Here is a 24,956-nt window from a genome sequence, read left to right as displayed (position 1 = left end):
AATCAAAATTAACGACTCTTTCAGTAAATTGTATTCCGTTTTTAAAAGCAAATTACTGCCAACTGGAAACTGTTAACTGCCAACTCTTTGCCCAATTACCTCCTCGCACAAGCCAAACGACAACGTCATCCCATTGCCGCCAACACCGTTTATAACGGTTACGCCGGGGGCAATATCAACAATCAGTTCGGTTGCGCCATTCATCATTTTTGGGTAGATGCCGTGCCACGATTGCAGCAGCTTCCAGTCCTTAAAAGTGGCAAAAGTTTGTAAGTAGGAAGTTATCATAGTATTAATAAATTCCTTGTCGAAAGGGTCGTGCACCAGGCCGTATTCGTGCGAGTCGCCGATGGTTAGTTCGCCGCTGCCGTTTTGCGATACCATAACATGGATGCCCCATTTAAGGTATTCGGCGTACTGCTCCTCATAGCGTTTGCGCAGGGCTGGCAACGAAGCTGCCGCCTGGAAACCGGGGTAGTGTATCATGGAGAGGCCGCCGCATAGTGATGGGCCTATCCGCCATTCATCCGGCTGGGTAACCAGGCGCATCATTTGCAGTTTGCATTTGGTAATGTTTGTTTCTAAAAACAGTTCGGGGTACAGCGTTTCAAAATCGGCGCCGCTGCAAACAAATATCTCGTCTGCTTCCCAAACACGGTTGCCGGAAAAAACTCTTGGATGTTCAATCTGGCTGATGGCAGTGTTCCAGTGAAACACTACGCCATATTTTTCGGCCAGGTATTTTGCAACCTGCCCAACTGCTACGCGCGATTCGACAATCATTTCTTCGCCGCTCCACAAAGCGCCCTTTAACCCATCCGGATTAACTGCCGGGGATTTTTGCAAGGCCTGTTCGGCGGTAAGTAAAGCGCAGTCGCGGTGGTTATGGTTAACCTCCACATATTCTTTTATAACCTGCAGCTCGTCATCATGGTATGCCAAATGCAGGGAGCCGACTTCGTTGTGCCAGATGCTGGCTTCGGTGCAAATTTCTTTCCAGATACTGCGCGACAGCATGGCCCTTTCAAACAATGGGCCGGTTGCCTGCCCTATGGGCCACACCATCCCGAAATTACGGATGGATGCACCGACGGCGCGTTCGTTACGCTCAAAAATGGTTATGTTATAGCCTCTGAGTGCCAGCGCACGGGCGGTAGCCAAACCAACAATACCGGCACCAATTATAATTGCCGAGCCCCCCGACCTCCGCTGATTAGCGGAGGAGGCAGAAGATGTTTGTGTCATACAGGTAATATGTTTAATTCGCCTTGCGGCTCTTCGCTTTTATTGATTTTGCGGGCGCTTCGTAAAAAATAAATAAGGGATAATATACCACCGATGCCACCTATTATCGCCACGAACACCACACCTTCTTTAAAAAAGTCGGCCCAGCTTATGGTTGGTTTACCCAGTTCCTTTATCAGCAGCAGGCTAACGCTACCCAGGTAACCGATTGAGTCGGCAACGTAAATAAGGAAGCCCACGTTGCTTTTGTAATGGAACGTAGCTATCATCCGCTCAAAAAATATGGCGTTATAAGGGATATAGCCCATGTAAAGGCCCAAACCGGTGACAATCATCCAGTTGGTAGGGCTTATCATATTTAAGGAGAAAAGCAGGGTTGATACGCCGATGGCTGCACAACCGCCTATTATCATCAGGTGGATAATGGTGAATGCCCGCAGGTTTTTACGCACCAGTATCATCAGGCTAATGGCGATCAATACGAATATCGATATTTGGGTGCTGGTTGTGGTGAAAATCAGCGGATCTTTTATGCCAAAGCTATCCCATAGTTCGCGTTCAAAGCTGTCGCGCACATCGCGCATAACAGTTAGTAAAACGTAAATAACAAGGGTGATAATAATGCCGGGTAAAAACCTTTTTAAGAATGCCTTGCGCTCTGCTGCATTCATGGGTTTGCGTTTGGTGCGCAGTTTGATGTCTTCTTCCGAAGGCGCTGGCATAAGCTCAAGTAACAACACGAACAGCAACATCGGGATCACGAACAGCGCCCCCGTTAAAAACGGCATCTGGAAATCTGTTATAGGTAATGCTTTTAAAAGATATTTACCTATTGTTTTCACAAACCCCGAGGCAAATATCAGGCTCACTGATAGTACTGCAGCCATGAATTCGGTCGACCGCCTGCCTTCGAGGTAGCTAAATACCAAACCCCATATTAAACCCAGCGGGAAGCCGTTTATTAAAAGGAAAACAACATTATAAGGAGCGGGTACCAAAGCGAAACCCAGTAAAGCCAGCCAGGCAATGCCGATAAGCATTAAAATGGTAATGCCGCGTTTTTTACCCGTTATTTCGGATATAAAACGGATGCCGTAGAACTTGGCCATTGCATAGCCCATTATCTGGGCAATTACCAGCCAAACTTTAAAGTCGATATGGAAATATTGATAGCCCGTAAACGTACCGGCAACAAAAGCTTTGCGGAACGCATACATTGATGTGTAGGCCCCAAAGGCTGCAATACCCGCCATTACCGATAAAAGCGCATAAGGCCACTTGGCAACTTTAGCGCGCAGGCTATCCATTATCGTCATACAACTATTTGCTTATGATGGTTAATACATCAGCAATATCGTCAATAATATGTGTAGGATTGTATGATTCAAGCTCCTGCCGGGTAAATATGCCGGTAGTAACGCCAATTACATATTTGCAGCCAGCATTTTGCCCTTCGCGCACATCAACTTCGGTATCGCCAACTTTGGCAACTTCGCGCGCCCGGTCAATTTTACCATCAACCATCATTTTCTGTATCATGTAAGGGTGGGGACGGCCAAGTTCAACCTCGTCCGAACCAATTACATGATCTATCAGTCCTTTTTTTACCCATTGCAGGCGGTTAACAATGGTGTCGGCAATGTCGCGCGAAAAGCCGGTGTTGATGCCCACCTGTACGCCTTTTGCACGCAGGGCGGCAAAGGTTTCTTCTACATTTGGCAGGGGTTCAATACCAGGGGCCGATTTATAATGTTCTATCATTTGGTGTACAAATTCCTTATGGATTTTGCTTACCAACTCAGTGGTTATCTTGGCATCGTTGTGCTCGTGCAGACGCAGAATTTGCTTAATGGCAAGGTTTTTTTCGTAGCCCATCAACGGGTTTATCAGTTCGAGCGGGACCTCGTACCCTGATTTTAATAAGGCAGCCTGGAAGGCCTTGCTCACATCGTGGTCGTCTTTCACCGTTGTTCCGGCTATATCAAACACTACTAATTTTATCGACATAATTGTTTAAGGATTGTTGAGCAATACTAAACTAAGTTTATTAATATCAAACTAAATTAAGATTAATTTTGTGTGAAGAAAGTTAAGAAGTCCGAAAAGTCGGGAAAGTCCGGAAGTCCGAAAGACGCTTCGGTGGCGGAATGCCTCACCGCGTCATTGCGAGGAACGAAGCAACCTCTACGTATGCTAATCAACGGGGCAAAACTTTGTGGTGACCTACCAGCCGCTGTAAGGTCACCATCAATAGAGAGGTCCGTGACTGTCCTTCGTAGAGGTTGCTTCGTTCCTCGCAATGACGGTAGTTTAAAACGGACCTACTTCTTCTCCTCAAAAAAATAAATAACCAGCATGCTGGCTGTGGTTGTGCCCATGTTTTTTGGGGTGTGGGGTATGCGGCCATCAAAAAGCATGGAGTCGCCCTGGTTTAGAATTATCTTTTCCTCGTTAAACTGGTATTCAATTTCTCCGGATATGATATACTTATATTCAAAGGCGTCGGTTTCAACCAGGGGGCGGGTGGCGTCGGGTTCCAGTTCAAGTATTACAATGTCGACGGTAGAGGGGTTAATGGATTGTGTAAAAATGCGGTGATACAGAAAGCCGGTGGCATGTTCTTTTTCAAAGTGGTCGTACTCGGCTTTGCGTTTTACGAGGATGGGGAGGTCGGCGCTTTTTGATCGGATGTCTTTGAAAAATTCGTTAAGGTCAATTTCAAGGGCTTTAATAATTTCGATCAACACCATTAACGATGGTATGGTGCGGCTGTTTTCAATTTGGGATATTAATCCTTTACTTACATTGGCCCTTACGGCAAGTTCCTGTACGGTGATGTTTTTTTCGCGCCGGCGCTCTTTAATGCGGTTACTTATCTGTATAAGAATGTCTTCTTCCATTATTGTTAAAAAGGTTGGGCGCAAAGTACTAATAAACCAATTCGCGCAAAATAATATTTTTGTTAAGATTAGTTAAACTAAGATTTATAGGATGAAATGATTATTGGATTCGCTTTTTTAGTTGTTTAATAACAATTCAATTTTTAGACATTAACACATCCTTAATAATAGTATAACATCAAATCATTTAATTTGCGGTAAAAATTCCAAATATGAAGTCCTCAACCAATCACCTCAAAGCTACCGTTAACCAGGTTTTCTCGCTGTATGAAAAATATGGCGACGAAGATTACATCGGCGAGCCGGTTTCGCAACTGGAGCACATGAGCCAGGCAGCAGCATTGGCCGAAGAGGAGGGTTATGATGACGAAGTAGTGCTGGCGGCATTTTTCCACGACATAGGCCACTTGTGTGCCGAAGAAGGCGAGAGCGAAAGCATGGATGGTTTTGGAAACGTAGACCACGAAAAGATTGGCGCCGATTATTTACTGGAAAAAGGTTTTTCGGAGCGTGTTGCTGCATTGGTACAGGGCCACGTTTTAGCAAAAAGATACCTTACTTATAAATACCCTGAATATTATAATAAGCTGTCGGATGCCAGTAAAGCTACGCTTGAGTTCCAGGGCGGAAGGATGGATGCAGCCGAAGCCGAAGAATTTGAACTAAACCCCGATGCCGATTTAATTATCCGCATGCGTTACTGGGATGACAAGGCGAAGGAAACGGAAGTGTCTGTTCATAATATTGATTATTTGAAAGAGATGGCGCTAAGACACCTTTCAGAAAGAGAATAGTCCGAAAATCGATTGCACCCGCCGCGCGTCATTGCGAACGAAGCAACCTTTACTTAGGACAATCATGAATCCGAATGTTTGTGTAGACCTAAATGCGGCTGATAGGTCCCCACATTTTTTTGTTTCTTGATGAGCGAGTGCATATGTTGCTTCGTTCCTTTATAATGACGATGGTTTAATATGGTCTTTTTCATCTTTCGGACTTTCCGCCTTTCCGACTTTATTGATTACTTAATCAATCAATATTAAATATTTGTAAGCAAACAGTAACGCCTCTGTTACAAAAACCCACCCATTTAACATTTTCTACATCTATTGTTAAGCATTGCTTAATACTAATTTAGTTTACTAATAATAAACAAAGTTTAGTATTGCTGCATGAAAACTTCCTTTTCCTCACATTCAAAAATTAGCAGATGAAACAGATTTACATGCATTTACGGGTAGTAATAACCGCGTTGTTATTCTGCCTTGCCCCGGTACTCTTGTTCGGGCAAACAAAAATTGACGGTACGGTAACCGACAATAAAAAATTGCCTTTACCTGGCGTAAGCGTTACGCTAAAGGGCACTACAAAAGGTACTGTAACAGACCTTAACGGACACTTTTCACTTACTGCCGAAAAAGGCCAGGTGTTCACGTTTAAATTCCTGGGTTTTTTAACCCAGCAGATCACCGTTGGCGACCAGGCCAGCTATGATGTAACAATGGTGGAAGACTCTAAAACATTAAATGAAGTTGTGGTAACTGCATTAGGTATTAAGAGGGAAACCAAAAGATTAGGTTATTCCGTTCAGGAACTTAATGGCGCAGAAATTACCAAAGCCCGTGAGCCGAATGCCATAAACGGCCTGACCGGTAAAATCTCAGGCTTAAACGTTGGTATTAACCAGGAAATTTTAGCTGCGCCAACGGTGTTGTTAAGGGGATCGCCCTTGAACTTTTATGTTGTTGATGGTATTCCAATCAATACCGATACGCAAAACATAAGTACGGATGACATAGAAACCTTTACTGTACTTAAAGGCCCGACTGCCGCTGCAATTTATGGTAGCCGCGGTATTAACGGTGCCATTTTAATTACCACAAAAAGAGGCAAAAAAGACGACAAAGGCTTTACGATTGAATTTAATTCGAGTACACAGTTTACTGCCGGTTTTCTTACCATTCCGAAGGTTCAAACCAACTACGGTGGCGGTGATTATGACAAGTACGCGTTTGGCGATGGCACCGGAGGTGGTGTTAACGATGGTGATTATGACGTTTGGGGCCCGCGGTTAAACTCAGGCTTGTTACTACCTCAATATAACAGCCCTTATGACCCAACCCAAACTTATACTACCACCTTTGCAGATGGTTCGAAATTTACCGGCCATTACAAACCGATCCCATGGATAACCAGGGGTGCAAACAACCTGCAAAACTTTTTGCAAACGGGTGTTTTAACCAGCAATAACGTCGCTTTTTCTGCGACAACCGATAAGTCGAATGTCCGGATGTCAATTACTGATGGCCATCAAACAGGTATCACGCCAAATACAAAATTAAATACGGTTAACTTTAACATTTTGGCCAGCTATAACTTTAGCAAAAAGTTTAAAGTTGAAGGTAACCTGAATTATAACCGCCAGTTTACCGACAATATTCCGGATGTTGTTTACGGCCCGAACAGTATCATCTACAACATTGATATCTGGACCGGCGCCGACTGGGGCCTTAAAGATGTGCGCAACTACTGGCAGCCCGGAAAAGAAGGCATTCAATCGTACTTCGTTGAATATAAACGTTACCATAACCCGTATTTCCAAAGCTATGAGTGGTTAAGGGGCCATTATAAAAATGATGTGTATGGCTGGGCAGCTTTTACTTATAGCCCAAACAAAGATTTTGATATAACTTTACGGTCGAACGTTAGTACTTACGACGTTTTAAGGACTGAAAAGGAACCATTTTCTGCGCACCCTTACGGAGATGAGCATAACCACGGTAACTACCGCGAAGACCGCCGTGACCTGTTTGATAATAACACTGACCTGTTGTTAAAATATAACTTTAATAACATAGCAAACAGTGGTCTTAGCATCTATGCATTAGCAGGTTCTACTTTGCGTAACATGAAATATACTTCATTGTACACTTCAACCGACCAGTTATTGATACATGATGTTTATACTTTCCAAAATTCAATAAACCCGTTAAAGGTCTATAATTTCGACTCGAACATGATTACGCTGAGCGAGTATGCCTCGGCCGATATCACGTTCAAAAAATATTTTACAATCACAGCTACGGCCCGTAACGAAAAATCGTCGGCGTTGCAAAACCAGTCTTACTTTTATCCATCAGTAAGCGCAAGTACACCGATTTCTGACTATGTTAACCTTCCTGATTTTATATCTTTCTTAAAAGCAAGGGCAAGTTATGCTAACGTAAAAGAAGGTGGTACTTCCGCGTATATCGGCCAGGCTGGTAACGCTGCCGGCTACGGAACCGACTATCAAACTAACTATGGTGGCCCTGCTTACGTTTCATCCCCTCCTGCTTATAATTTAGGCAAGTCGAGTAATAACGTTACCATTGCTACTGCTCCTACTTACGCAATTGACCCAAGCTTGAAACCATCTACCCGTTCAAACTACGAAGCTGGTTTTGATATACGCTTCCTCAAAGATCGTATTGGTTTGTCAAGTACTTATTTCATCTACAAAGACGGTCCGAAAATATTTACGGCCTCAAGTTCTGAAACTAATGGAAGTGCACAAAGCTTTGTAACCAATGGTTTTGCTACAAAAAGAACAGGTTTTGAGTTCTCTTTAAGCGGTAACCCGGTACTTTCTTCTGATTTTAGGTGGGATGTGTTAGTTAACGTAGGAACTTATAAAGAAGTATACGATCAATTCCCAAGCCAGTTAAATGGTACTTATGCGCAATTCTTTCACATCGGAGATCGTGTAGATAAGTTATACGGTGGGCAGGAAGCAAAATCTCCGGACGGAAGGGTTATTCATGATTCATCGGGTTTGCCAATGTATTTACCTGTTGCCCAATACTTAGGTAATGCCGACCCTGATTTTAGCTGGGGCATTAACAACAAATTTAAATATAAGCAATTTAGCCTTTCTTTCCAGTTTGACGGTGCAGTGGGTGGTAAAATCCAGGACCGTGTTTATCGTAAACTGGTTGAAGGCGGCCGTGGTGCAAATACCGATGAAGGCGTAATTGGCGCTGCCCGTTTATACGAGTCGCAGCATTGGGGAGATCCTGGATTTAGGGGAGCGGTTTACGCAGATGGTACACCAATTTTAGGTCATGACGGTGTTACGCTTGCCGCAGGCAGCCCTGCTATTCAGTACAATCCTACTACCGGCGTTATTACAAATTTAAGCCAGTTGAAATTTGCTCCAAATACTACTCCTGTTAAATATGTTCAGGATTACGTAAGCAGCTTTTATAACGACCCCGAGCACACGGTAATCAGCCGTACTTATGCTAAATTAAGGGAAGTTGTGATCGGCTACTCGTTGCCAAAATCGACATTGCAAAAATTACACCTTTCAAAGGTAGATCTTTCATTAGTTGGACGTAACCTGCTTTATTTCTTCCATCCAGGATATAAAGATATTGATGTTGATCAATATCCGGGCCGCGATCAATTGGGTAATGCCCACCTTGAATATAACCTGCAAAGCCCTACAACCAGGAGTATTGGCTTTAACATAAACGTTGTTTATTAAGCGGTTTAAATATTTTTTAACGAAAAAAAGACATTAAAATGAAAACATTAAAATTAACCATAGCTTCCTTAGCGTTCCTGGTAGCAGTATCGGGTTGTAAGAAGCAGTTCGATGCAGATGTTGTGAACAAAAACCTGCCAATAACAGGTCTTTCACCAAGCTTATTATTGCCGCCTATAGAACAGGACATGTTTATAGCCCCGTTTGGCGACGAAGAAAAAGCGGGCCAGTTCACAGCAATTAACTATACTTATTACGGTAGCAACCAATATTGGACAGGCAGTGCCGGTTTTAATTACGGCACATTAAATAATGTTGTCTCGATGGAAACTGAAGCGGGCAAATTAAATGCTACGCTCTCAAAACCATACCTTGCTTTAGCGAAATTTTTCAGGGCTTATTTTTTCGTAAACATGAGCCTTAAAGTTGGCGATGTGCCAATGACCGAGGCGCTGCAAGGTTTAAAAAACCCAACTCCTGCTTATGATAAGCAAAAGCAAATATTCATCAACGCTTTAGCCTTGCTTGAATCCGCAAACGCTGATTTGGGGGCCATGAATTCGGTTAATGCTTTAACCAGCGGTACTTACTCTATTCCTGCTACCTACGACATCTACTACGCAGGCGACTTAACAAAATGGCAAAAAATAGTTAACGCATACAGGTTAAGGGTACTTATTGCTTTAAGTAAAAGGGTTGGTACCGATGCTGATTTGAATGTTGCAGCACAGTTTTCTGCAATATTATCAAACCCATCTAAATATCCGCTGATGGCATCAATGGATGACAACTTGCAGCATGTTTACGACGGTGTGTTCTCTATTTATCCAAATAGCCCCAGGAACTATGGTAATGATGCAACACGTGATAACATGGCTGCAACCTACCTGAACACCCTTGCTTCGCTGAAAGATTTGCGTGCTATGGAAGTTTCTGAGCCTGCCCGCGGTTTGGGTTTTGCCGATACTTCTTACAGCTCGTTTGTTGGTGGTGCGTCGGGCCAGGCATTGAGTGCCATGGCTCAGTTAATACAGCAGCAAAAAATTTCATTGATCGGCCGTCACCGTTATTATGAAACGCTGACTGGTGAAAACACTTTTATCATAAGTTATCCTGAAATGTGCTTCAATATTGCTGAAGGTATAAACCGCGGTTGGGCTACAGGCGATGCTGAAGCCTGGTATAAAAATGGTATAAATGCCGATTTAGGTTTCTACGGTGTTAAAAACGGTGCTAATTCCATCACTTTCCAGAAAAGCTATTTTGGAATATTATATGATGATATTACCTATACCGTGCACTTTAGCTATGATGGCTATTATAACCAGCCAGTCGTTAAATATGCCGGAAACAATGCAAATGGTTTAAACCAGATATTAACACAAAAATATCTTGCTTTTGCGCGTAACTCAGGTTTGGAGGCTTATTATCAGTGGCGCCGTACCGGTGTGCCAGCGTTTGATATTGGTCCCGGTAACACAGTAAATGGTAAGATACCTTTAAGATACCAGTACCCTGTAAATGAAAGATCTGCAAATGCGAAAAATTATAACACAGCTGTAACAAGCCAATACAGTGGTTCTGACGATATTTACCAGGCAATGTGGCTTATTAAATAATACCTGTTAATTTTCCCATAAGGGAATAATTAATATACAATAAAGGCAGGCGTAAAATCCTGCCTTTATTTTTACAAAAAGACAATGAAAAATTTAATATTGTTTTTGTTCGTTCTGATTTTTCGCCAGGTTGGGTTTGCTTTTAAAGCAGGTACCGTACACGAGGTTGGCGACGGGACAGGAACGGTAACGGTTAAATAAATAAACTTACTAACCAGGCACTAGTATGAATAATAGATTTTTTTTAGGTGCAATGTTATGCTTGTTTGCATGCAACGCACTGTATGCACAAAAACAGGCAACTATTTTGCAGGTACCCGGTTTTGACCGGTATAGTAAAATTGACACAGCCGGTACCTCAGTTTTACCAAGCGGCAGGTTTGTAAAACCTGCGGGGAAAACCATTCGCATAACACACGATCCCTTTGGATTGTCGATATCGCCTGATGGTAAAAAGGCTGTAACGCTACATAACGGCGTTTTAACGCTTATTGATGTAGCTACTATGGATGCCACCAGGGTACCGGCTTTTGGCAAAGATAAAACATCACCATTATCTGGCGGCTCTTTTTTAGGCGTTGCTTTCTCTCCCGATTCAAAAACTTTATACTTAAGCGGCGGTGATAACGGCTCGGTGATTGTTTATGACGCACAAAATTTTGTAAAAACAGATTCATTAACACTTAATGGCAAAGTTGGCACAAAAACTTATGATGATAGTTTTACCTCCGACCTTTTGTTTAATGCCGATAAAAATGAATTACTGGTTCTTGATCGTGGAAACTTCCGCATGGTAAGGATCGATCTGGCCACAAAAAAAATCACCGCGTCAATTGACGCAGGCCGCCAGCCTTTCGGGCTGGCTTTAAGTCCGGATAAAAAAACTGCTTTTGTGGCTAACGTAGGGATGTATTCGTACCCGCTCATTAAAGGTGCCACTCCTAAAAATGCCGATTCTATCATGATATCCCGCCACCCCTATGGCGATAACACCAAAGAATCGCGCCAGGGGACAGTTGTCGAAGGCAGGAGGATCCCCGGAGTTGGCAGTCCGTCATCGCCTGAGGCTATGAGTGTGTTCACCATCGACCTGGCAAGCAACCGGGTTATTAACAAGTTTAAAACCGGCCACCAGGTAGGCCAGATGCTGGAAGATGCCGAAGTTACCGGCGGAGCAAGCCCCAACTCGATAGCCGTTGGGACCCGATACGCGTATGTTACCAATGCTACCAACGATAACATAACTATTATTGATTACAAAAACCATAAACTGCTCGGCGATATCCCCATAAAGGTTGATGCCCGCATTGATAAATTCAGGGGCTTGCTGCCTTTCGGTATCAGCCTTAGTAAAGACGAAAAAACACTTTATGTAGCCCTTTTGGGTTTTAACGCAGTTGCGGTAATTGATGTGCCTACAAAAACCACCAGGGGGCTGATCCCTACCGGCTGGGGAACGTCAAGAGTAAAATTATCTGCCGATGAAAAGGAATTATACATTACATCGTGCCGGGGCTACGGCGCAGGCCCAAATGGCGGGCAGGGTTTTGTAGCACCGCCCCAGGGAACGTACATTGGCGACATTCAGTTAGGTACTTTTCAAAAAGTTGATATGCCTAATGATGTTCAGCTTGCCGCTTATACCCGGCAGGCTATCGGCAATACTTTTGTAAGTAAACCGGTAACGGTGGCAACTCAAAACCCATTGCCTGTTTTACCCGGCTCATCGCCTACCCCAATAAAGTATATTGTATACATCACCAAAGAAAACCGCACTTATGATGAGGTGTTAGGGCAGTTAAAAAATGCAAAAGGTGATAGTACTTTAGCACGGTTTGGGATGCATTGCGAGTATACTTTACCCGATGCCTTGCGCGTACAATTCCCTAATCTTAATGTTTCGCCAAATCATATCAAAGCGGCCAACCAGTTCGCATTTTCTGATAACTATTATTGCGATAGCGATGCATCCATTCACGGCCACCACTGGATGATGGGTGTTATACCCAATGAATGGGTTGAAGCTAACTCCAATACAAGCAGAACCGCCAAACTGTTTTCAAACGCGCCCGGTCGCCGCTTCCCTGGTTCAACGGGCAGTATGGACCCCGAAGACTATGCCGAAACCGGTGGCCTGTGGGAAGCACTGGAGCGCAAACACGTAAATTTTTACAATTTTGGCGAGGCCAACGAAACCGCCCACGTACGCGAAACTTGGGAAGATACCAATACAGGTGCCGCCCACCTGGTTATGGTGCCTATGCAAAAGGCTTTATTTACCCGCACCAGCCATAATTACGCCGGCTTTAATACAAACATCCCCGATCAGTTCAGGGTGGAGCAATTTAAAAGCGAGTTTACCAAAATGTGGATCACCGGTAAAAAGAAAATGCCATCGCTCATCACTATGCAGGTACCTAATGACCACGGGGCCGATGAAAGGCCCGAAGATGGTTACCCGTACAGGCAGTCCTACATGGCCGATAATGACCTGGCCGTTGGCCGTATACTTGATTTCCTGTCGCACACCAAATACTGGAAAAACATGCTGGTAATTATTACCGAAGATGACCCCCAGGGTGGTGTTGATCACATCGACGCTCACCGCTCAATCCTTATGCTGGCCGGGCCGTACGTTAAAAAGGGATATGTAAGCCATACACACGCCAATTTTGGTTCGATATTAAAAACCATTTATAACGTGTTGGATGTACCGTATGTAAACCAATATGACGTTACCGCATCGTTGTTACAAGACTTTTTTACCGATAAGCCCGATTATACTCCATACACATTTGTAAAAAGTGATACCCGGATATTCGATACTAAAAAAGCGATGGCCCGTTACGGCAAAAACACCAATTGGCGAAAAATTAAAAAAGGTGCCGAGATGGATGACGAAGACAGGGAGCGCGAAAACCATTACAAACAAAAAGGCAAAAAAACATCGGGGACGATAGTTAACTAACGTGAGTTCGATATAAGAATTGGTACACCACAATCTCTTACTTCGCCTCACCTAAACGGCGCAGCCCTCATGTAATAATCCTCTCCAAAGGAGAGGACTTTAGCTTCGCTTTTCGTAAATCCATTTTTAGAACCCTCTCCTTTGGAGAGGGCAGGGTGAGGCCACGACCAGCTATTGGGATATCGCCCGCAACTCAAAGAATCGTGTTCTTATATCGAACTATAGTTAATTAATCGACAAAAATTAAAGCTAAACCACATGAAATTCTTATTTATTGCTGTTGCCGGGATATTATTGATGACCAGCGCAAACGCTCAAAACCCCGCACCGGCGGCAAGGCACAGATACATTGTTGCCGCCCACCGCGGCGACCATACCGTATACCCCGAAAATACCCTGGAAGGCTATGCAATGGCTATTAAAGACGGTGCCGACTATATTGAAATAGATCTGCGTACCACGTCCGACGGGCAGCTCGTTAGTATGCACGATGCCAGTACCGACCGCATGACAGGCTTTAAGGGATTAATAAAGAACCTTACCCTGCAGCAACTGCGGGATTTAAAAGTAAAAGCTAAAAACAATGCCGACACGGCAACCTACCGCATTCCGTTATTTGAAGAAATATTAAAACTTTGCAGAGATAAAATTTATATCTACATAGATTTTAAGGAGGCCGATGCAGCCGTTACCCTTAACCTGCTCAAGCAATACCACATGGAAAAGCAGGTGCTGGTTTACATAAACAAAGCATCACAAGTTACAGATTGGCGCAAAACATACCCGACCATGCCGCTGATGCTGAGTACGCCCGATAGTGTAAAAAATGTTGAATCGATGAAGAAATTTATCGATACCTGGCATCCTGACATTTTGGACGGGGACTACAGTACGTACACAAAAGAGATGCTGGCATTTGCAGCAACGTTAAATATTCCTGTTTGGCCAGATGCGCAAAGCCCGCTGGAAGGGCCGCTGGTATGGGACAAGGCAATTGCCACAGGCTTAAAGGGACTGCAAACAGATAACCCACCAGCTTTGATAAAATATTTGGAAGGGAAGGGATTGAGATAGTAGTTACGGCCTTTGTAGGTGTTGTCACCATGGGTGTTTGAATAATTAAAAAAGCCGTGGCCCGTGCGATTCCCGCCCCAGGACGGGGAAGGGTGGGGTCTATCGAACTATTATACTCTTAATAATCATGCGCAAAAGCATGGCGCAGAAACCCTTCCCTCCACCCTCCCAGGGGAGGGAATCGCACTTTCCCGCCCTTTTTTGATCCTCCGAACACCAACAATGGGGAGATATCTTTGAGGCTGCAAATTTCCGACATTAAAAACGATAAAATGCTGACACTGTTTTGTCAGCATTTTATGCATTTTTTAACGTGGTAAATAAGTAAAAAAGTGCATTATTGTTGCAGAAACAAGCTTTTTAGTAACTTTTGGCGAGATGTTCCTGTTCCACCCTGTTCCTTATGTTTCAGTGTGAACAGGAACGTTTTCCGGCAAAAATATAGGCATGGAATGAGAATTGATTATTGTTTTATCAAAACAATCTGCTTATATTTATTAAAACAAACTAAAGGCTGTTTATCCCAAAAACTCCCTTTAGCACGCAGCCCAATTATAATCTTTAAAACCGGAGGTTATTATGAATCTTGTTCATCGGATTGAAAACTGGGGCGACACGCATCACCCCAAATTTATCGACGTTGTTCGTATCGCGCTTGGAGGCTTTTTGTTACTTAAAGGCATCGCCTTTATGAACAACACCGAATACCTTAAAGCGCTTATTGAAAACCAGAACACGGTCAACATTTCACCGGGCGTATTGATGGCGCTGGTGTATTATGTAACGTTTGCCCACATGGTGGGTGGCATTTTAATCGGGCTTGGTATTTTAACGAGATTTGGGTGTATTATACAAATACCCATAGTGCTCGGCGCGATATTTTTAAGCGGTATTTTCCAGGACGCCATCAATTACATGGTATGGCCGTCGGTTGCTGCGCTGGCGGCACTGGTCATGTTCCTGATATTGGGTTCGGGGCCATTGTCGCTTGATAGTTATTTTTTGCATAGCAGTGAGGAATGGTAAATAGTTTGCAGTTTGCGGTGTTTTTAACTGCCAACTGCAAACCGAAAACTGCCAACTCCTTCAATACTCCGCCATTTCTTCATCAACATAGCACCACAGCCAGCGTTCGCCGGGTTCGGCTGATATTACCACAGGGTGCCCTGCTTCAGCCGCATGTTTGCTGGCATGCTGGTTAGGCGAGCTGTCGCAGCAAAGCGTAACGCCGCAGGTTTGGCAGGTGCGCAGGTGCATCCAGGTGCTATGCGTTTTTATGCATTCTTCGCAAACATAATCCTTAGCATGCTTTAAGGTTTTAATAGCAGCTAAATGCTTGCAAACTTCGTCTTCCATGATGATGTCTATTTCAATTATGTATCAATAACATTCCAACTTTTTAACCTTACAACGTTCCAACACCCTAAACTTCCGCCAAATACTTATGCACAAAGCTTATCGCCATCGAGCCTTCGCCCACGGCTGATGCTACGCGGTTCATGGCTCCCGCTCGAACATCGCCGGCGGCAAATATGCCGTTGCAGCTGGTTTCCAACAAAAATGGGTCGCGGTTTTGCTTCCATATTTTGCCGAAATCCTCATAACGCCTTAACTCGCGACCGGTTTCAATAAAGCCTTTTTCGTCCTTCAAGATGTCAAGCTTCAGCCAGTCCGTATACGGTTTTGCGCCGATAAAAATATACAGCGCTGCCGCCTCTTTGGTAACGGTTTCCTTTGTTTTTACGTTAATGAGTGTCAGTTTCTCCAAACAGTTATGCCCGCACGCTTCAATAATTTCGGTATCGGCCAGTACATGTATATTGGGTAAATTCGCTATCTGCTGAATCAAATAGGCCGACATGGTGTAACTCAAGCTATCCCTGCGGATAATGATATAAACGTTATCGGCAAACTTGCTCAGGTAAACCGCCGCCTGTCCCGCCGAATTGCCGCCGCCTATTACATAAACTTCCTTGCCTTTGCAGGCCGAAGCTTCTGTTGTTGCAGCGCCGTAGTAAATACCTGCGCCGGTATAATTTTCAACGCCCTTAACATCAAGCTTGCGGTAATCAACCCCGGTTGTAATTACCACGGTGCGGCTCACTATTTCCGGGCCATCGTCAAGTATAATGGTTTTGTAACCGTCTTTTTGTTTGATGTCATTTACTGCCTGCGGCGATAAAAACTCAGCGCCCAAACGCATGGCCTGGGTTATGGCGCGACGGGTTAAGTCGGCCCCGCTTAGCCCTGCCGGGAAACCCAGGTAGTTTTCAATACGCGAGCTGGTGCCTGCCTGTCCGCCTGGGGCCTTACGTTCAATCAGCAAGGTTTTTAAACCTTCGGATGCGCCGTAAACTGCTGCAGCCAATCCTGCGGGGCCTGCGCCTATAATTACCACGTCATAAATATCATTGGTTATCTGCGGATTGGCCCCAATCTTTTCCGATATCGACCTGATGGTGGGCTTGCATGCGTAAGTGCCATCGTCAAACACTACCACCGGCAATTCTTCCAGTTTAATATTGTTAAGCGCCAGCACCTCTTTTGCGTCCGGGTTTTTCTCAATATCCAGCCATTTATAAGGGATGAGATTGCTGGCCAGATAGTCCTTAACTGTGTGCGATTGCGGTGAAAACTGGTAGCCGACAACTTTAATGCCTTTAAAATCGGGTATGTAATCGTTCTGCCAGTCATCGAGCAAATCATCAATTACCGGGTATAGTTTTTCTGATGGCGGGTCCCAGGGCTTCATTAAGTAATAATCAAGCTGCACATCGTTAATTGCTTTTATGGCAGCTTCGGTATCAGAGTAAGCCGTAAGCAAAACGCGCTTGGCTTTGGGGTATATTTTTATGGCTTTCTCTAAAAAAGCAACGCCTTCCATTTCGGGCATACGCTGGTCGCACACAAACATGGCCACCACGTCCGAACTGTTTTTGTGTTCAACAAGGGCCTCCAATGCTTCGTTGGCCGATGTGGTGTTTATAATGCGATAATCCTTGCCGTACATCGATTTTAAATCGCGGCTAATAGTGCGTAACACCTGCGGGTCGTCGTCTATCGAAAATATTATTGGCTTTTCCATGGGTGAAGGTGTGTAGCGTGAAATTATAAATTATTACAAATGTAAGGTAATAATAAAACGCCTCAACCCCGCCAGGCCTAAAAAATGCACTTTACTTTTTCACGCTGTCCCGTCTGGTGCCGTGGCCGTGCATGCCGGGGATGTTGCGACCGGTATCTTTATCAAACTTGCTCGAGTCGACGGTTGGCGGATAGGTGCTTTTTACGGTATCGCCCTTGCCGCTTCGGGCCATGTGGTCGCCGCCGCATGCCGATAGCAAGTAAATACTAAAGATAAACGCGGTTATAATGATGCTGTTTTTCATGCCGGTAAATATTGATGTGTTTATTTAACAGGCAGAAAGGGGGAAGGTTTTCGTAACTGGTATTTTTTAGAATTTAAGGATGCCTTTTCAACTGAACAAGTAACGTATAAGCCCAGCGTCTTCCGAACTTTTCTAACTTTTTAGACATTTTCAGGGCATCCCCTTAATCACGAAAATTATGGTTCAGAATCTTAATTTCCGAATTTACCATTTGTTAAGTGTCTCAGCATTTTAACCCCACAATTTTGCAGTGTTAAAAATAAAACAAATGGACAGTTCAGTAAAATTCAACCAATCATTAAAAAACAAACGGGTAATTATATTAGGCGGCAGTTCGGGCATTGGGCTGGCGACAGCTAAAGCTGCGGCGGCCGAGGGGGCAAATGTTGTGATCGTTTCAGCCAATCAAAACAAGATAGACAGCGCATTAAAAGAACTTCCAAAAGGCAGTACCGGCTTTGCTGTCAATTTAAGCAAGGAAGAACAAATCAAACAGTTTTTTGAAGCCGCCGGCAAATTCGACCACATGGTGTACACCGCCGGCGAAAACCTAACGCTGCACACTATTGGTGAAACTGATATTGATGAGGCCCGCTCGTTTTTTAACATACGTTATTGGGGAGCCTTTGCCGCAGTTAAATACGGCGCACCCAACATCAATGCAGGTGGAGCGATATCATTAATCAGTGGAACCGCCAGCTTACGGCCGGGCGCGGGGTGGTCGGTCGCTTCGAGCATTTGTGGCGCAATGGAGGGCTTCGTGAGGGCAATGGCAGTTGAGCTTGCCCCAATTCGAGTTAATTCAGTGGTTCCTGGTGTAATTAAAACAAACCTATGGGGCAGCATGTCCGAAGCAGACCGCGAAGGCCTTTTCAAATCTCAGGCGGAAGCGCTATTGCTAAAGCGTGTTGGCGAAGCTGAGGACGTAGCCCTTGCCTTTGTTTACCTGATGAAACAGCAATTTGCCACCGGGCAAAATATTGTTATTGATGGGGGAGCGGTGCTGGTTTAGAGTTTGCAGTAGAAATTAACTCATCCAGCAATGCTGTGAAACTCACACTGGCGCAGGCGATTAATTCATCGGCTGCGCCATAATAAATATACAGACTGTCGCCAAATAGGGCCGTGCCGGTGGGGAAACAAACATCGTCCACATCACCCTTTAACTCGTATGGTAGTTCGGGCTTAAACAGGGGATAGGGTAAACGGGCAATTTCGTGCTGCGGGTTATCCAAATCAAGCAATGCCACGCAGCACGAATACTCGTAGCCTTTAACCATGTCTTTAACGCCGTGGTATATCAGTAGCCAACCATGTTCGGTTTCTATTGGCGGACAGCCGGCACCTACGTAGCTTACCTCGTGCGGGTATTTCGGAGCTAATAAAATATGCTTATCAAAATGCCTGAAGTATTGCTCCCAAAATACGTTGTTCAACTCGGTTAAGCCAGTAACGGATGTTATTTGGATGTCGGGTTTTATGCGATGAAGAAAGGTTAGCTTTCCATTTATCCGCCGGGGGAAAAAGACAAAATCTTTATCAGCTAAAATATTTGCACCCCGGTTATAACGCAGGTATTTTTCGTTTAAAACCGGCTCGTGCCGGGTAAGCCGGTCGAAATCAGCGTAGCTTATTTGCGGTACAATAATGCCCTGTCGTGTAAAGGTTACTAAATCAGTTGAGGTAGCCAGCGCGCCGAGAGCGTTGGCACCATCAAAGGCCACGTAAGTTAAATAATATAAGCCGTCAATTTTAACAATACGCGGGTCCTCCATGCCGTGTTTTTCGTAGTCAAACTCCGGGGTTAAAAATGGCGTATTGTTTTTTTGTTCGATAGTTAGCGGGCCATCCAGCCGGCAATACCCAATGCAGCTTTGGTTGTTATCGTGCACAGCCCTGTAAAAAAGGTACACCTTATCACCGTCCTGCCAAACAGCAGGGTTAAGTACGCTTTCATTCTCAAAATCAAGATTGGATGTTTGTAATATGATGCCTTCTTTTTTTACCTCTACCATAAATGTTTGGAATGCTAAAATCCCTTTTTATATCGCCCATCGTCAAGGCAGCCTATAATACCTTCAATAATTTTTTTTGTTTCATCTGCATCCTTTGTGCACACTGAAAAGGCACCCGATTGCTTCGCCGGGTAATCGTTACCGCCAGGAAAAATAGCATCGCCGATAAAAATCATCTCACTTATTTTGATATCAAGCACCTGGTGCAGCTTATGCATGCCATATTTTTTGTCGATGCCTTTTTTTGTCACGTCGATAGACGTAGCGCCGCCCAGGTTGACCGCAAACTCAGGAATCAGCTTATCCAGGGATTGCTTTATCTTACCTCGTTTTTTAAAATCGGGGTCGTATTTTTTCTTTTCATCCAGCGGCGCCGCTTGCCCCAAAGCTGAGTAAGTTACCTGGCTGCCCCTATCCTCAATAGTTGCTCCCCAGGTCTTTGCAGCTTTGTAGCCTGATGTCTCTACCGCTTCTTTTAGCGATGCAGTAATTTTTTGTTTCTGCGCATCTGTAAAGTTTTCGGCATAAAGTAGTTTCCAACCGGTTTTATATTGATAAAACTTAGTACCACAAGTGGGCAGTATCGATAGATTTTTAAGTTTTGTTCCTTTTGGCAAGTGAGCAAGTACCTGTTTCTGAAACTGGGGCCAATCGCCGCCTGATATTACGGCCACTTTAGCAACTGTTAACAGCGCGGCAAGCCGCAGGGCCATATCCTGGTCAATAGCAGCCTTACTTTCTGCAAGGGTACCATCGAGGTCGAAAACGATTAGTTTCTTCATTTAAAGGCGTTCATTCGTTCACTGGTTCACTAGTTCATTGGGTGGATGGCGTGCCAAAAGTTTTCATTCTCTTGGTTCTTGATTCTTATTAAGATTCCATTTCCGGCGTATACTCACCCCTGCGCGCGGCATTGTCAAGACTGGCCCGGGTGTAAAGCAGTTTTTGCGCGGCCTTTATATTTTTATCCAGTCCTTTCCAGGTATCCATTGCCGGCTGCTGTATAGCGCGGGCGAACGAGAAGGTTAGCGGCCATGGCAGCTTACCTTTATATTTTACATGCATGGCATTTAGATGCGCAGTAGCCAGCTGAGGCGATTGCCCGCCCGATAAAAATGCAACCCCGGCAATGGTTGGCGGAACGTTTTTAAGCAGACATTCAACTGTTGCCTTCGCTGCTTTGTCAATACCCACCTGTTTTGGGCTTTTGATGCCGGGCAAAACCATATTAGGTTTTAGTATCACGCCGCGTAAATCAACCTTTTGTTTTGCAAGTTGCTTAAACAGTTCTTTTAAAACTTTGCCGGTTACCTTGGCACACTTTTTCAGGCTGTGGTCGCCATCCATCACCACCTCGGGCTCCACAATGGGTACAATAGCATTTTCCTGGCACAGGGCGGCGTATCGTGCAAGCAGATGCATGTTGGCTTCAATATTCCCTTTTGTTGGGGAGTCTTCGCCTATAATTATAACAGCACGCCATTTGGTAAAGCGGGCGCCAAGATCGTAGTATTTTTCAAGCCGTTGCCTAAGGCCATCAATCCCTTCGGTAATCTTTTCGCCTGGGAAATTGGCCATGTCGACAGTGCCCTCGTCAACTTTAATGCCTGGGATAATACCTGCTTTCTTCAACGTATCGATAAACAGCACTCCTTTTTTAGTTGATTGATAAATGGTTTCATCAAACAAAATAGCTCCGCTTATGCATTTGCCCAGGTTGGGTGTGGTTACAATCATTTCGCGGTACGCGCGGCGGTATTCAATGGTTGTTGGGATGCCGGCTTCTTCAAAGCGTTTGGAGCTTGTTGCAATGCTTTCGTCCATAGCCAGCAGGCCCTTGTCACCGGTCATCAGGGCAGTGGCGGTATTTATTAGTTCGTCTGTTTTCATTTTATTCGGCGTTAATAGTTTCGGCTGATATAAAACATCAACAGACACCCGCATTAATTGTTGGAGAGCTAAGCAGATTGTTACAATAAAATGGTTATTGAAGCAATATCATAGCTGATCCCGCACGGGCGGGATGGTTCATGGCCGAACAGTAAATTGGGGTTATTCACAATGAATACCGATTACTTCCCGCAGTTCCACTATGAACCATCAACTTCTTCTGTCCTCAATGGCCATTAATCAGCCCTGATGCTGCATCCTCATCAAGCATGACATGTCCCGATGAGAGTGTTTGGAATATTGACGCGGGCACCTCGTTGGTGACGTTGCCTTCTAACGCTGTTGCTATTATCCCTGCTTTTTTTATCCCCGATGCAAGCAGCATAGGTATCCCGGCTTCCTGCAAGTGTCTAAGACCAAGTGTTATGCCCTCGGTTAAGTGGGTTTCGTGCTTAAAGTATTTTTGTCCAACTTCAACGGTTATCGGCGCCAGTGGCGAGTGGTGTGCATACGAATTAAAATTAACACCCGGCTCGTTAAGGCCGATATGGCCGTTCATCCCTACGCCAACCAGCATAATCTCCAGCGGACCATGCGTTTTTATAAAACTATTCATTGCTTCGCATGACGCATCAAGGTCAGCGGCTTTGGCATCAAAAACCATCATTTGCGATGGGCTTATTTTTGCCGGGATAAAAAACGTTTCGTACAAAAAATTGGTACAGCTGCCCGCGTCATTTTTATCCATTCCAACCCATTCGTCAAGGCCCACAAACCAGCATTGGCTAAAATCAACCTTGCCCTCGTTAGCATATTGTACAAGTAGCTTGTATATCCCCGCCGGGGTGTCGCCCGAGGTAAGGCAGAACAACGAATCGGGCTTTTGTTGTACCTGTTTAACGATTATATCCGCAGCGGCGCGGCACATTTCGTTGTAATTTTTATGGGTGAGTATTTTCATAACGTGTGGGGCTTTCAGTTGTCCAGGTTGAAGTTATTCTGCAGCCTGATATCGTCGGATGCACTGCCAATCATCAGGTTAAATTCGCCGGGTTGGGTAATCCAATCAAGCTTGTCGTTATAAAACGCAAGCTTGTCTTTAGTTATGGTAAATGTTATCGTTTTTTTTTCGCCGGGCTGCAGCATCAGTTTTTTAAAATCCTTCAGTTCTTTAACGGGCCTTACGGGTTGCGACACCACATCGCGCAAGTAAAGCTGTGCTACCTCTTCGCCGGCATAATCGCCGATATTTTGCAGGTCGAATGATACCCTAATATTGCCATTTTTCAACATCGATTTTTTGCTGAGCTTAAGGTTGTCATACTTAAAAGTAGTATAGCTTAGGCCATGCCCAAAAGCAAATTTAGGGCTGTTTAACAAATCAATATAGGCCGATGTGTAGTTTACGTCATTATCAGCATGGGCAGGTCTTCCTGTATTATAGTGGTTGTAGTAAATGGGTATTTGTCCCTCTGTACGCGGGAAGGTGATGGGTAGTTTTGCGCCCGGATTGTAACTGCCAAACAACACATCGGCAATGGCATTGCCTGCCTGGTTGCCCAGCCACCAGGTATACAAAATAGCCGGGGCATGGTCTGCGGTCCAGTCGAAAACCATTGGGCGACCAGCGTAAAGCAATACCACCACCGGTTTGCCTGTGGCAACAATAGCTTTAATCAATTCTTCCTGCACACCCGGCAAATGGATATTCGAGCGGCTTTTGGCCTCACCTGTCATGTCAAAGCGTTCGCCCATGGCCATCACCACCACATCGGCCTGCATAGCAGTTTTATAGGCCTCGTTAAACCCTGTGCGAGTCGTATCGGTAACATCACAGCCTTGCGCATAAAGCAGTTTTGCATTGCCCGTATGTTGTTGCACACCTTCGTAAAGCGATACCACCTGGTTTTCGTCGCCTACATCCAAAGCCCAAAATCCTTTGTTTTCCTTTTTTAGTTTTACCATGGGGCCAATAAGCGCGATTGACTTATCGTTTTTTGATAATGGCAAAACCTTGTTATTATTTTTTAGCAATACGATACTCTTGCGTGCCGCATCACGGGCGGCTGCGATAGTTTCGGGCGTGTTCAGCACCCGTTTTTCGCGTTCGGCATCGCTAAAACGGTAAGGGTCGTCAAATAAGCCCAGCTCGTATTTTTTTGTGAGTATGCGCTTTACAGCTTCATCAATGGTAGCTATAGATACCTTTTTAGCTGCCACCAGCTTGGCCAGGTTGTTAATGTAGCTGCGGCTTTCCATATCCATATCGTTACCGGCATTTATGGCGGCTTCGGCGGCTTCGTAGTTGTTTTTTACATATCCATGGTTTATCATTTCGCCGATGGAACCCCAGTCGCTCACTACAAAACCTTTAAAACCCCATTTATTTTTTAGGATATCGCGTTGCAAATAATGGCTTGCCGAAGCGGGCGTGCCATTTAAGTCGTTAAAAGAGTTCATGAATGTGCCAACACCAGCGTCAAGCGCCGCTTTAAAGGGCGGAAGGTAAAATTCCCACAAGGTCCGCAGGCTCATATCAACACTATTATAATCGCGGCCGCCAATTGCTGCACCATAAGCGGTAAAATGTTTGGCGCAGGCCATAACTGCATCCAAATTACCAAGGCCATTCCCCTGGAAGCCCTTAACTCTTGCCGTTGCGATTAACGAACCCAGGTACGGGTCCTCGCCTGCCCCTTCCATTACCCGGCCCCAACGCGGATCGCGGGCGATATCAACCATGGGCGCAAATGTCCAGTGCACACCGCCTGCCGCAGCCTCGGTTGCCGCAATTCGTGCCGATTTTTTTATGGCATCCAAATCCCAGCTTGCGGCTTCCGCCAGTGGAATAGGGAAAGTTACACTGTACCCATGTATCACATCCTGCCCAAATAACAGTGGAATTTTTAACCGCGATTTCATCGCTGCTTCCTGGAACACCCGGGTGTGCTGTACACCTACGATGTTTAAGATTGAGCCAACTTCGCCCCGCTTAATTGCATCAAGCTTGTTGCCAACATCAGTAGTCACCGGGCCCGTAGCCGCCCAATCGCCGTTATATTGGTTTAGCTGGCCAATTTTTTCGGCCAGGGTCATCTTTTTTATTAACGCATCAACTTTTTGCGGGATGCTTTTTGGCTGTGCATAAGTTGCGCTAATAGCGATAAAGCAAACTAAACAGGCTGCTGTTATGGGATTGATACGGGTCATTTTTGGTAGAGGCTTATACCGGGTTTATTTTATTCAAGATTACTGAATAAAACTTTAAGGGAGAAATTAAACAAAAGATGGACAGATTTGATAACGTGTCCAGTTTTTTGATAAAGAC

General features: G+C 44.8%; 19 protein-coding genes. 7 read left to right on the top strand and 12 right to left on the bottom strand.

The genetic code is table 11. The features are described from left to right. Positions 1–72 precede the first annotated feature (72 nt). From NAF19_RS02930 to NAF19_RS02915, 4 genes are all read right to left on the bottom strand, one after another. On the bottom strand, positions 73–1,245 hold the full coding sequence (locus tag NAF19_RS02930) for a TIGR03364 family FAD-dependent oxidoreductase (RefSeq protein ID WP_252788249.1): 1,173 nt from the start codon (positions 1,243–1,245) through the stop codon (positions 73–75). Then, positions 1,242–2,561, bottom strand: coding sequence for a DUF5690 family protein (locus tag NAF19_RS02925; RefSeq protein ID WP_252788248.1), 1,320 nt, complete (start codon positions 2,559–2,561; stop codon positions 1,242–1,244). The genes NAF19_RS02930 and NAF19_RS02925 overlap by 4 nt, the downstream gene beginning before the upstream one ends. Before the next feature lie 4 nt (positions 2,562–2,565). Then, the gene (locus NAF19_RS02920) at positions 2,566–3,252 is read right to left on the bottom strand and encodes an HAD hydrolase-like protein (RefSeq protein ID WP_252788247.1); all 687 of its coding nucleotides are present in this window, start codon (positions 3,250–3,252) and stop codon (positions 2,566–2,568) included. A 314-nt stretch (positions 3,253–3,566) separates the two neighbouring features. After that, complete coding sequence (locus tag NAF19_RS02915; protein ID WP_252788246.1) at positions 3,567–4,145, bottom strand: helix-turn-helix domain-containing protein; 579 nt, start codon at positions 4,143–4,145, stop codon at positions 3,567–3,569. 212 nt (positions 4,146–4,357) lie between these two features. Between NAF19_RS02915 and NAF19_RS02910 the strand changes: the two genes are divergently transcribed. From NAF19_RS02910 to NAF19_RS02885, 6 genes are all read left to right on the top strand, one after another. Further along, the gene (locus tag NAF19_RS02910) at positions 4,358–4,939 is read left to right on the top strand and encodes a phosphonate degradation HD-domain oxygenase (RefSeq protein WP_252788245.1); all 582 of its coding nucleotides are present in this window, start codon (positions 4,358–4,360) and stop codon (positions 4,937–4,939) included. Between the two features lie 416 nt (positions 4,940–5,355). Further along, complete coding sequence (locus NAF19_RS02905; protein ID WP_252788244.1) at positions 5,356–8,673, top strand: SusC/RagA family TonB-linked outer membrane protein; 3,318 nt, start codon at positions 5,356–5,358, stop codon at positions 8,671–8,673. A 38-nt stretch (positions 8,674–8,711) separates the two neighbouring features. Beyond that, entirely contained in the window at positions 8,712–10,292 is a 1,581-nt protein-coding gene (locus NAF19_RS02900) for a SusD/RagB family nutrient-binding outer membrane lipoprotein (protein WP_252788243.1), read from the top strand. A 226-nt stretch (positions 10,293–10,518) separates the two neighbouring features. Next, a complete protein-coding gene (locus NAF19_RS02895) occupies positions 10,519–13,260 on the top strand; it encodes a bifunctional YncE family protein/alkaline phosphatase family protein (RefSeq protein ID WP_252788242.1) in 2,742 nt (913 codons plus the stop codon). Positions 13,261–13,518: 258 nt separating this feature from the next. Continuing rightward, positions 13,519–14,334: a glycerophosphodiester phosphodiesterase gene (locus NAF19_RS02890; RefSeq protein WP_252788241.1), complete on the top strand. Its 816-nt coding sequence runs from the start codon at positions 13,519–13,521 to the stop codon at positions 14,332–14,334. Positions 14,335–14,913: 579 nt separating this feature from the next. Then, the gene (locus tag NAF19_RS02885) at positions 14,914–15,360 is read left to right on the top strand and encodes a DoxX family membrane protein (protein ID WP_252788240.1); all 447 of its coding nucleotides are present in this window, start codon (positions 14,914–14,916) and stop codon (positions 15,358–15,360) included. A gap of 60 nt (positions 15,361–15,420) precedes the next feature. On the opposite strand, the gene NAF19_RS02880 is transcribed toward NAF19_RS02885, so the two are convergent. From NAF19_RS02880 to NAF19_RS02865, 3 genes are all read right to left on the bottom strand, one after another. Further along, entirely contained in the window at positions 15,421–15,690 is a 270-nt protein-coding gene (locus NAF19_RS02880) for a UBP-type zinc finger domain-containing protein (RefSeq protein WP_252788239.1), read from the bottom strand. A 67-nt stretch (positions 15,691–15,757) separates the two neighbouring features. Further along, on the bottom strand, positions 15,758–17,419 hold the full coding sequence (locus NAF19_RS30660; protein ID WP_305884786.1) for an FAD-dependent oxidoreductase: 1,662 nt from the start codon (positions 17,417–17,419) through the stop codon (positions 15,758–15,760). A 91-nt stretch (positions 17,420–17,510) separates the two neighbouring features. After that, positions 17,511–17,723 (bottom strand): hypothetical protein, encoded by a 213-nt coding sequence (locus NAF19_RS02865; protein ID WP_252788238.1) that lies wholly within the window; start codon positions 17,721–17,723, stop codon positions 17,511–17,513. 268 nt (positions 17,724–17,991) lie between these two features. On the opposite strand from NAF19_RS02865, the gene NAF19_RS02860 reads away from it, so the two are divergent. Further along, complete coding sequence (locus NAF19_RS02860) at positions 17,992–18,735, top strand: SDR family oxidoreductase (protein ID WP_252788237.1); 744 nt, start codon at positions 17,992–17,994, stop codon at positions 18,733–18,735. Here NAF19_RS02860 and NAF19_RS02855 read toward each other — a convergent pair. From NAF19_RS02855 to bglX, 5 genes are all read right to left on the bottom strand, one after another. Beyond that, positions 18,707–19,738 carry a glycoside hydrolase family 130 protein gene (locus NAF19_RS02855; RefSeq protein WP_252788236.1) on the bottom strand — a complete coding sequence of 344 codons (1,032 nt, stop codon included), beginning with the start codon at positions 19,736–19,738 and terminating at the stop codon, positions 18,707–18,709. The two genes, NAF19_RS02860 and NAF19_RS02855, sit on opposite strands and share 29 nt — an antisense overlap. Before the next feature lie 14 nt (positions 19,739–19,752). Beyond that, on the bottom strand, positions 19,753–20,520 hold the full coding sequence (locus NAF19_RS02850) for an HAD-IIB family hydrolase (protein ID WP_252788235.1): 768 nt from the start codon (positions 20,518–20,520) through the stop codon (positions 19,753–19,755). Between the two features lie 88 nt (positions 20,521–20,608). Continuing rightward, positions 20,609–21,628, bottom strand: a complete 1,020-nt coding sequence (locus NAF19_RS02845; RefSeq protein ID WP_252788234.1) for a class I fructose-bisphosphate aldolase — start codon at positions 21,626–21,628, stop codon at positions 20,609–20,611. Between the two features lie 226 nt (positions 21,629–21,854). Continuing rightward, complete coding sequence (locus NAF19_RS02840; RefSeq protein WP_252788233.1) at positions 21,855–22,589, bottom strand: glucosamine-6-phosphate deaminase; 735 nt, start codon at positions 22,587–22,589, stop codon at positions 21,855–21,857. A 14-nt stretch (positions 22,590–22,603) separates the two neighbouring features. After that, positions 22,604–24,838: a beta-glucosidase BglX gene (gene bglX, locus NAF19_RS02835; RefSeq protein ID WP_252788232.1), complete on the bottom strand. Its 2,235-nt coding sequence runs from the start codon at positions 24,836–24,838 to the stop codon at positions 22,604–22,606. Positions 24,839–24,956: the final 118 nt, after the last annotated feature.

Source organism: Mucilaginibacter flavidus (assembly GCF_024055575.1).
Lineage (GTDB): Bacteria > Bacteroidota > Bacteroidia > Sphingobacteriales > Sphingobacteriaceae > Mucilaginibacter > Mucilaginibacter flavidus.
The sequence above is the reverse complement of the archived record's forward strand: the minus strand, read 5'-3'. Positions and strand labels throughout refer to the sequence as shown.

Coding starts and splice junctions, on each gene's coding strand:
- NAF19_RS02925 (WP_252788248.1), bottom strand. CDS start 2,561: ATGACGATAATGGATAGCCTGCGCGCTAAAGTTGCCAAGTGGCCTTAT.
- NAF19_RS02905 (WP_252788244.1), top strand. CDS start 5,356: ATGAAACAGATTTACATGCATTTACGGGTAGTAATAACCGCGTTGTTA.
- NAF19_RS02920 (WP_252788247.1), bottom strand. CDS start 3,252: ATGTCGATAAAATTAGTAGTGTTTGATATAGCCGGAACAACGGTGAAA.
- NAF19_RS02900 (WP_252788243.1), top strand. CDS start 8,712: ATGAAAACATTAAAATTAACCATAGCTTCCTTAGCGTTCCTGGTAGCA.
- NAF19_RS02880 (WP_252788239.1), bottom strand. CDS start 15,690: ATGGAAGACGAAGTTTGCAAGCATTTAGCTGCTATTAAAACCTTAAAG.
- NAF19_RS02930 (WP_252788249.1), bottom strand. CDS start 1,245: ATGACACAAACATCTTCTGCCTCCTCCGCTAATCAGCGGAGGTCGGGG.
- NAF19_RS02915 (WP_252788246.1), bottom strand. CDS start 4,145: ATGGAAGAAGACATTCTTATACAGATAAGTAACCGCATTAAAGAGCGC.
- NAF19_RS02865 (WP_252788238.1), bottom strand. CDS start 17,723: ATGAAAAACAGCATCATTATAACCGCGTTTATCTTTAGTATTTACTTG.
- NAF19_RS02845 (WP_252788234.1), bottom strand. CDS start 21,628: ATGAAAACAGACGAACTAATAAATACCGCCACTGCCCTGATGACCGGT.
- NAF19_RS02895 (WP_252788242.1), top strand. CDS start 10,519: ATGAATAATAGATTTTTTTTAGGTGCAATGTTATGCTTGTTTGCATGC.
- NAF19_RS02850 (WP_252788235.1), bottom strand. CDS start 20,520: ATGAAGAAACTAATCGTTTTCGACCTCGATGGTACCCTTGCAGAAAGT.
- NAF19_RS02840 (WP_252788233.1), bottom strand. CDS start 22,589: ATGAAAATACTCACCCATAAAAATTACAACGAAATGTGCCGCGCCGCT.
- NAF19_RS02860 (WP_252788237.1), top strand. CDS start 17,992: ATGGACAGTTCAGTAAAATTCAACCAATCATTAAAAAACAAACGGGTA.
- NAF19_RS02885 (WP_252788240.1), top strand. CDS start 14,914: ATGAATCTTGTTCATCGGATTGAAAACTGGGGCGACACGCATCACCCC.
- NAF19_RS02890 (WP_252788241.1), top strand. CDS start 13,519: ATGAAATTCTTATTTATTGCTGTTGCCGGGATATTATTGATGACCAGC.
- bglX (WP_252788232.1), bottom strand. CDS start 24,838: ATGACCCGTATCAATCCCATAACAGCAGCCTGTTTAGTTTGCTTTATC.
- NAF19_RS02855 (WP_252788236.1), bottom strand. CDS start 19,738: ATGGTAGAGGTAAAAAAAGAAGGCATCATATTACAAACATCCAATCTT.
- NAF19_RS30660 (WP_305884786.1), bottom strand. CDS start 17,419: ATGGAAAAGCCAATAATATTTTCGATAGACGACGACCCGCAGGTGTTA.
- NAF19_RS02910 (WP_252788245.1), top strand. CDS start 4,358: ATGAAGTCCTCAACCAATCACCTCAAAGCTACCGTTAACCAGGTTTTC.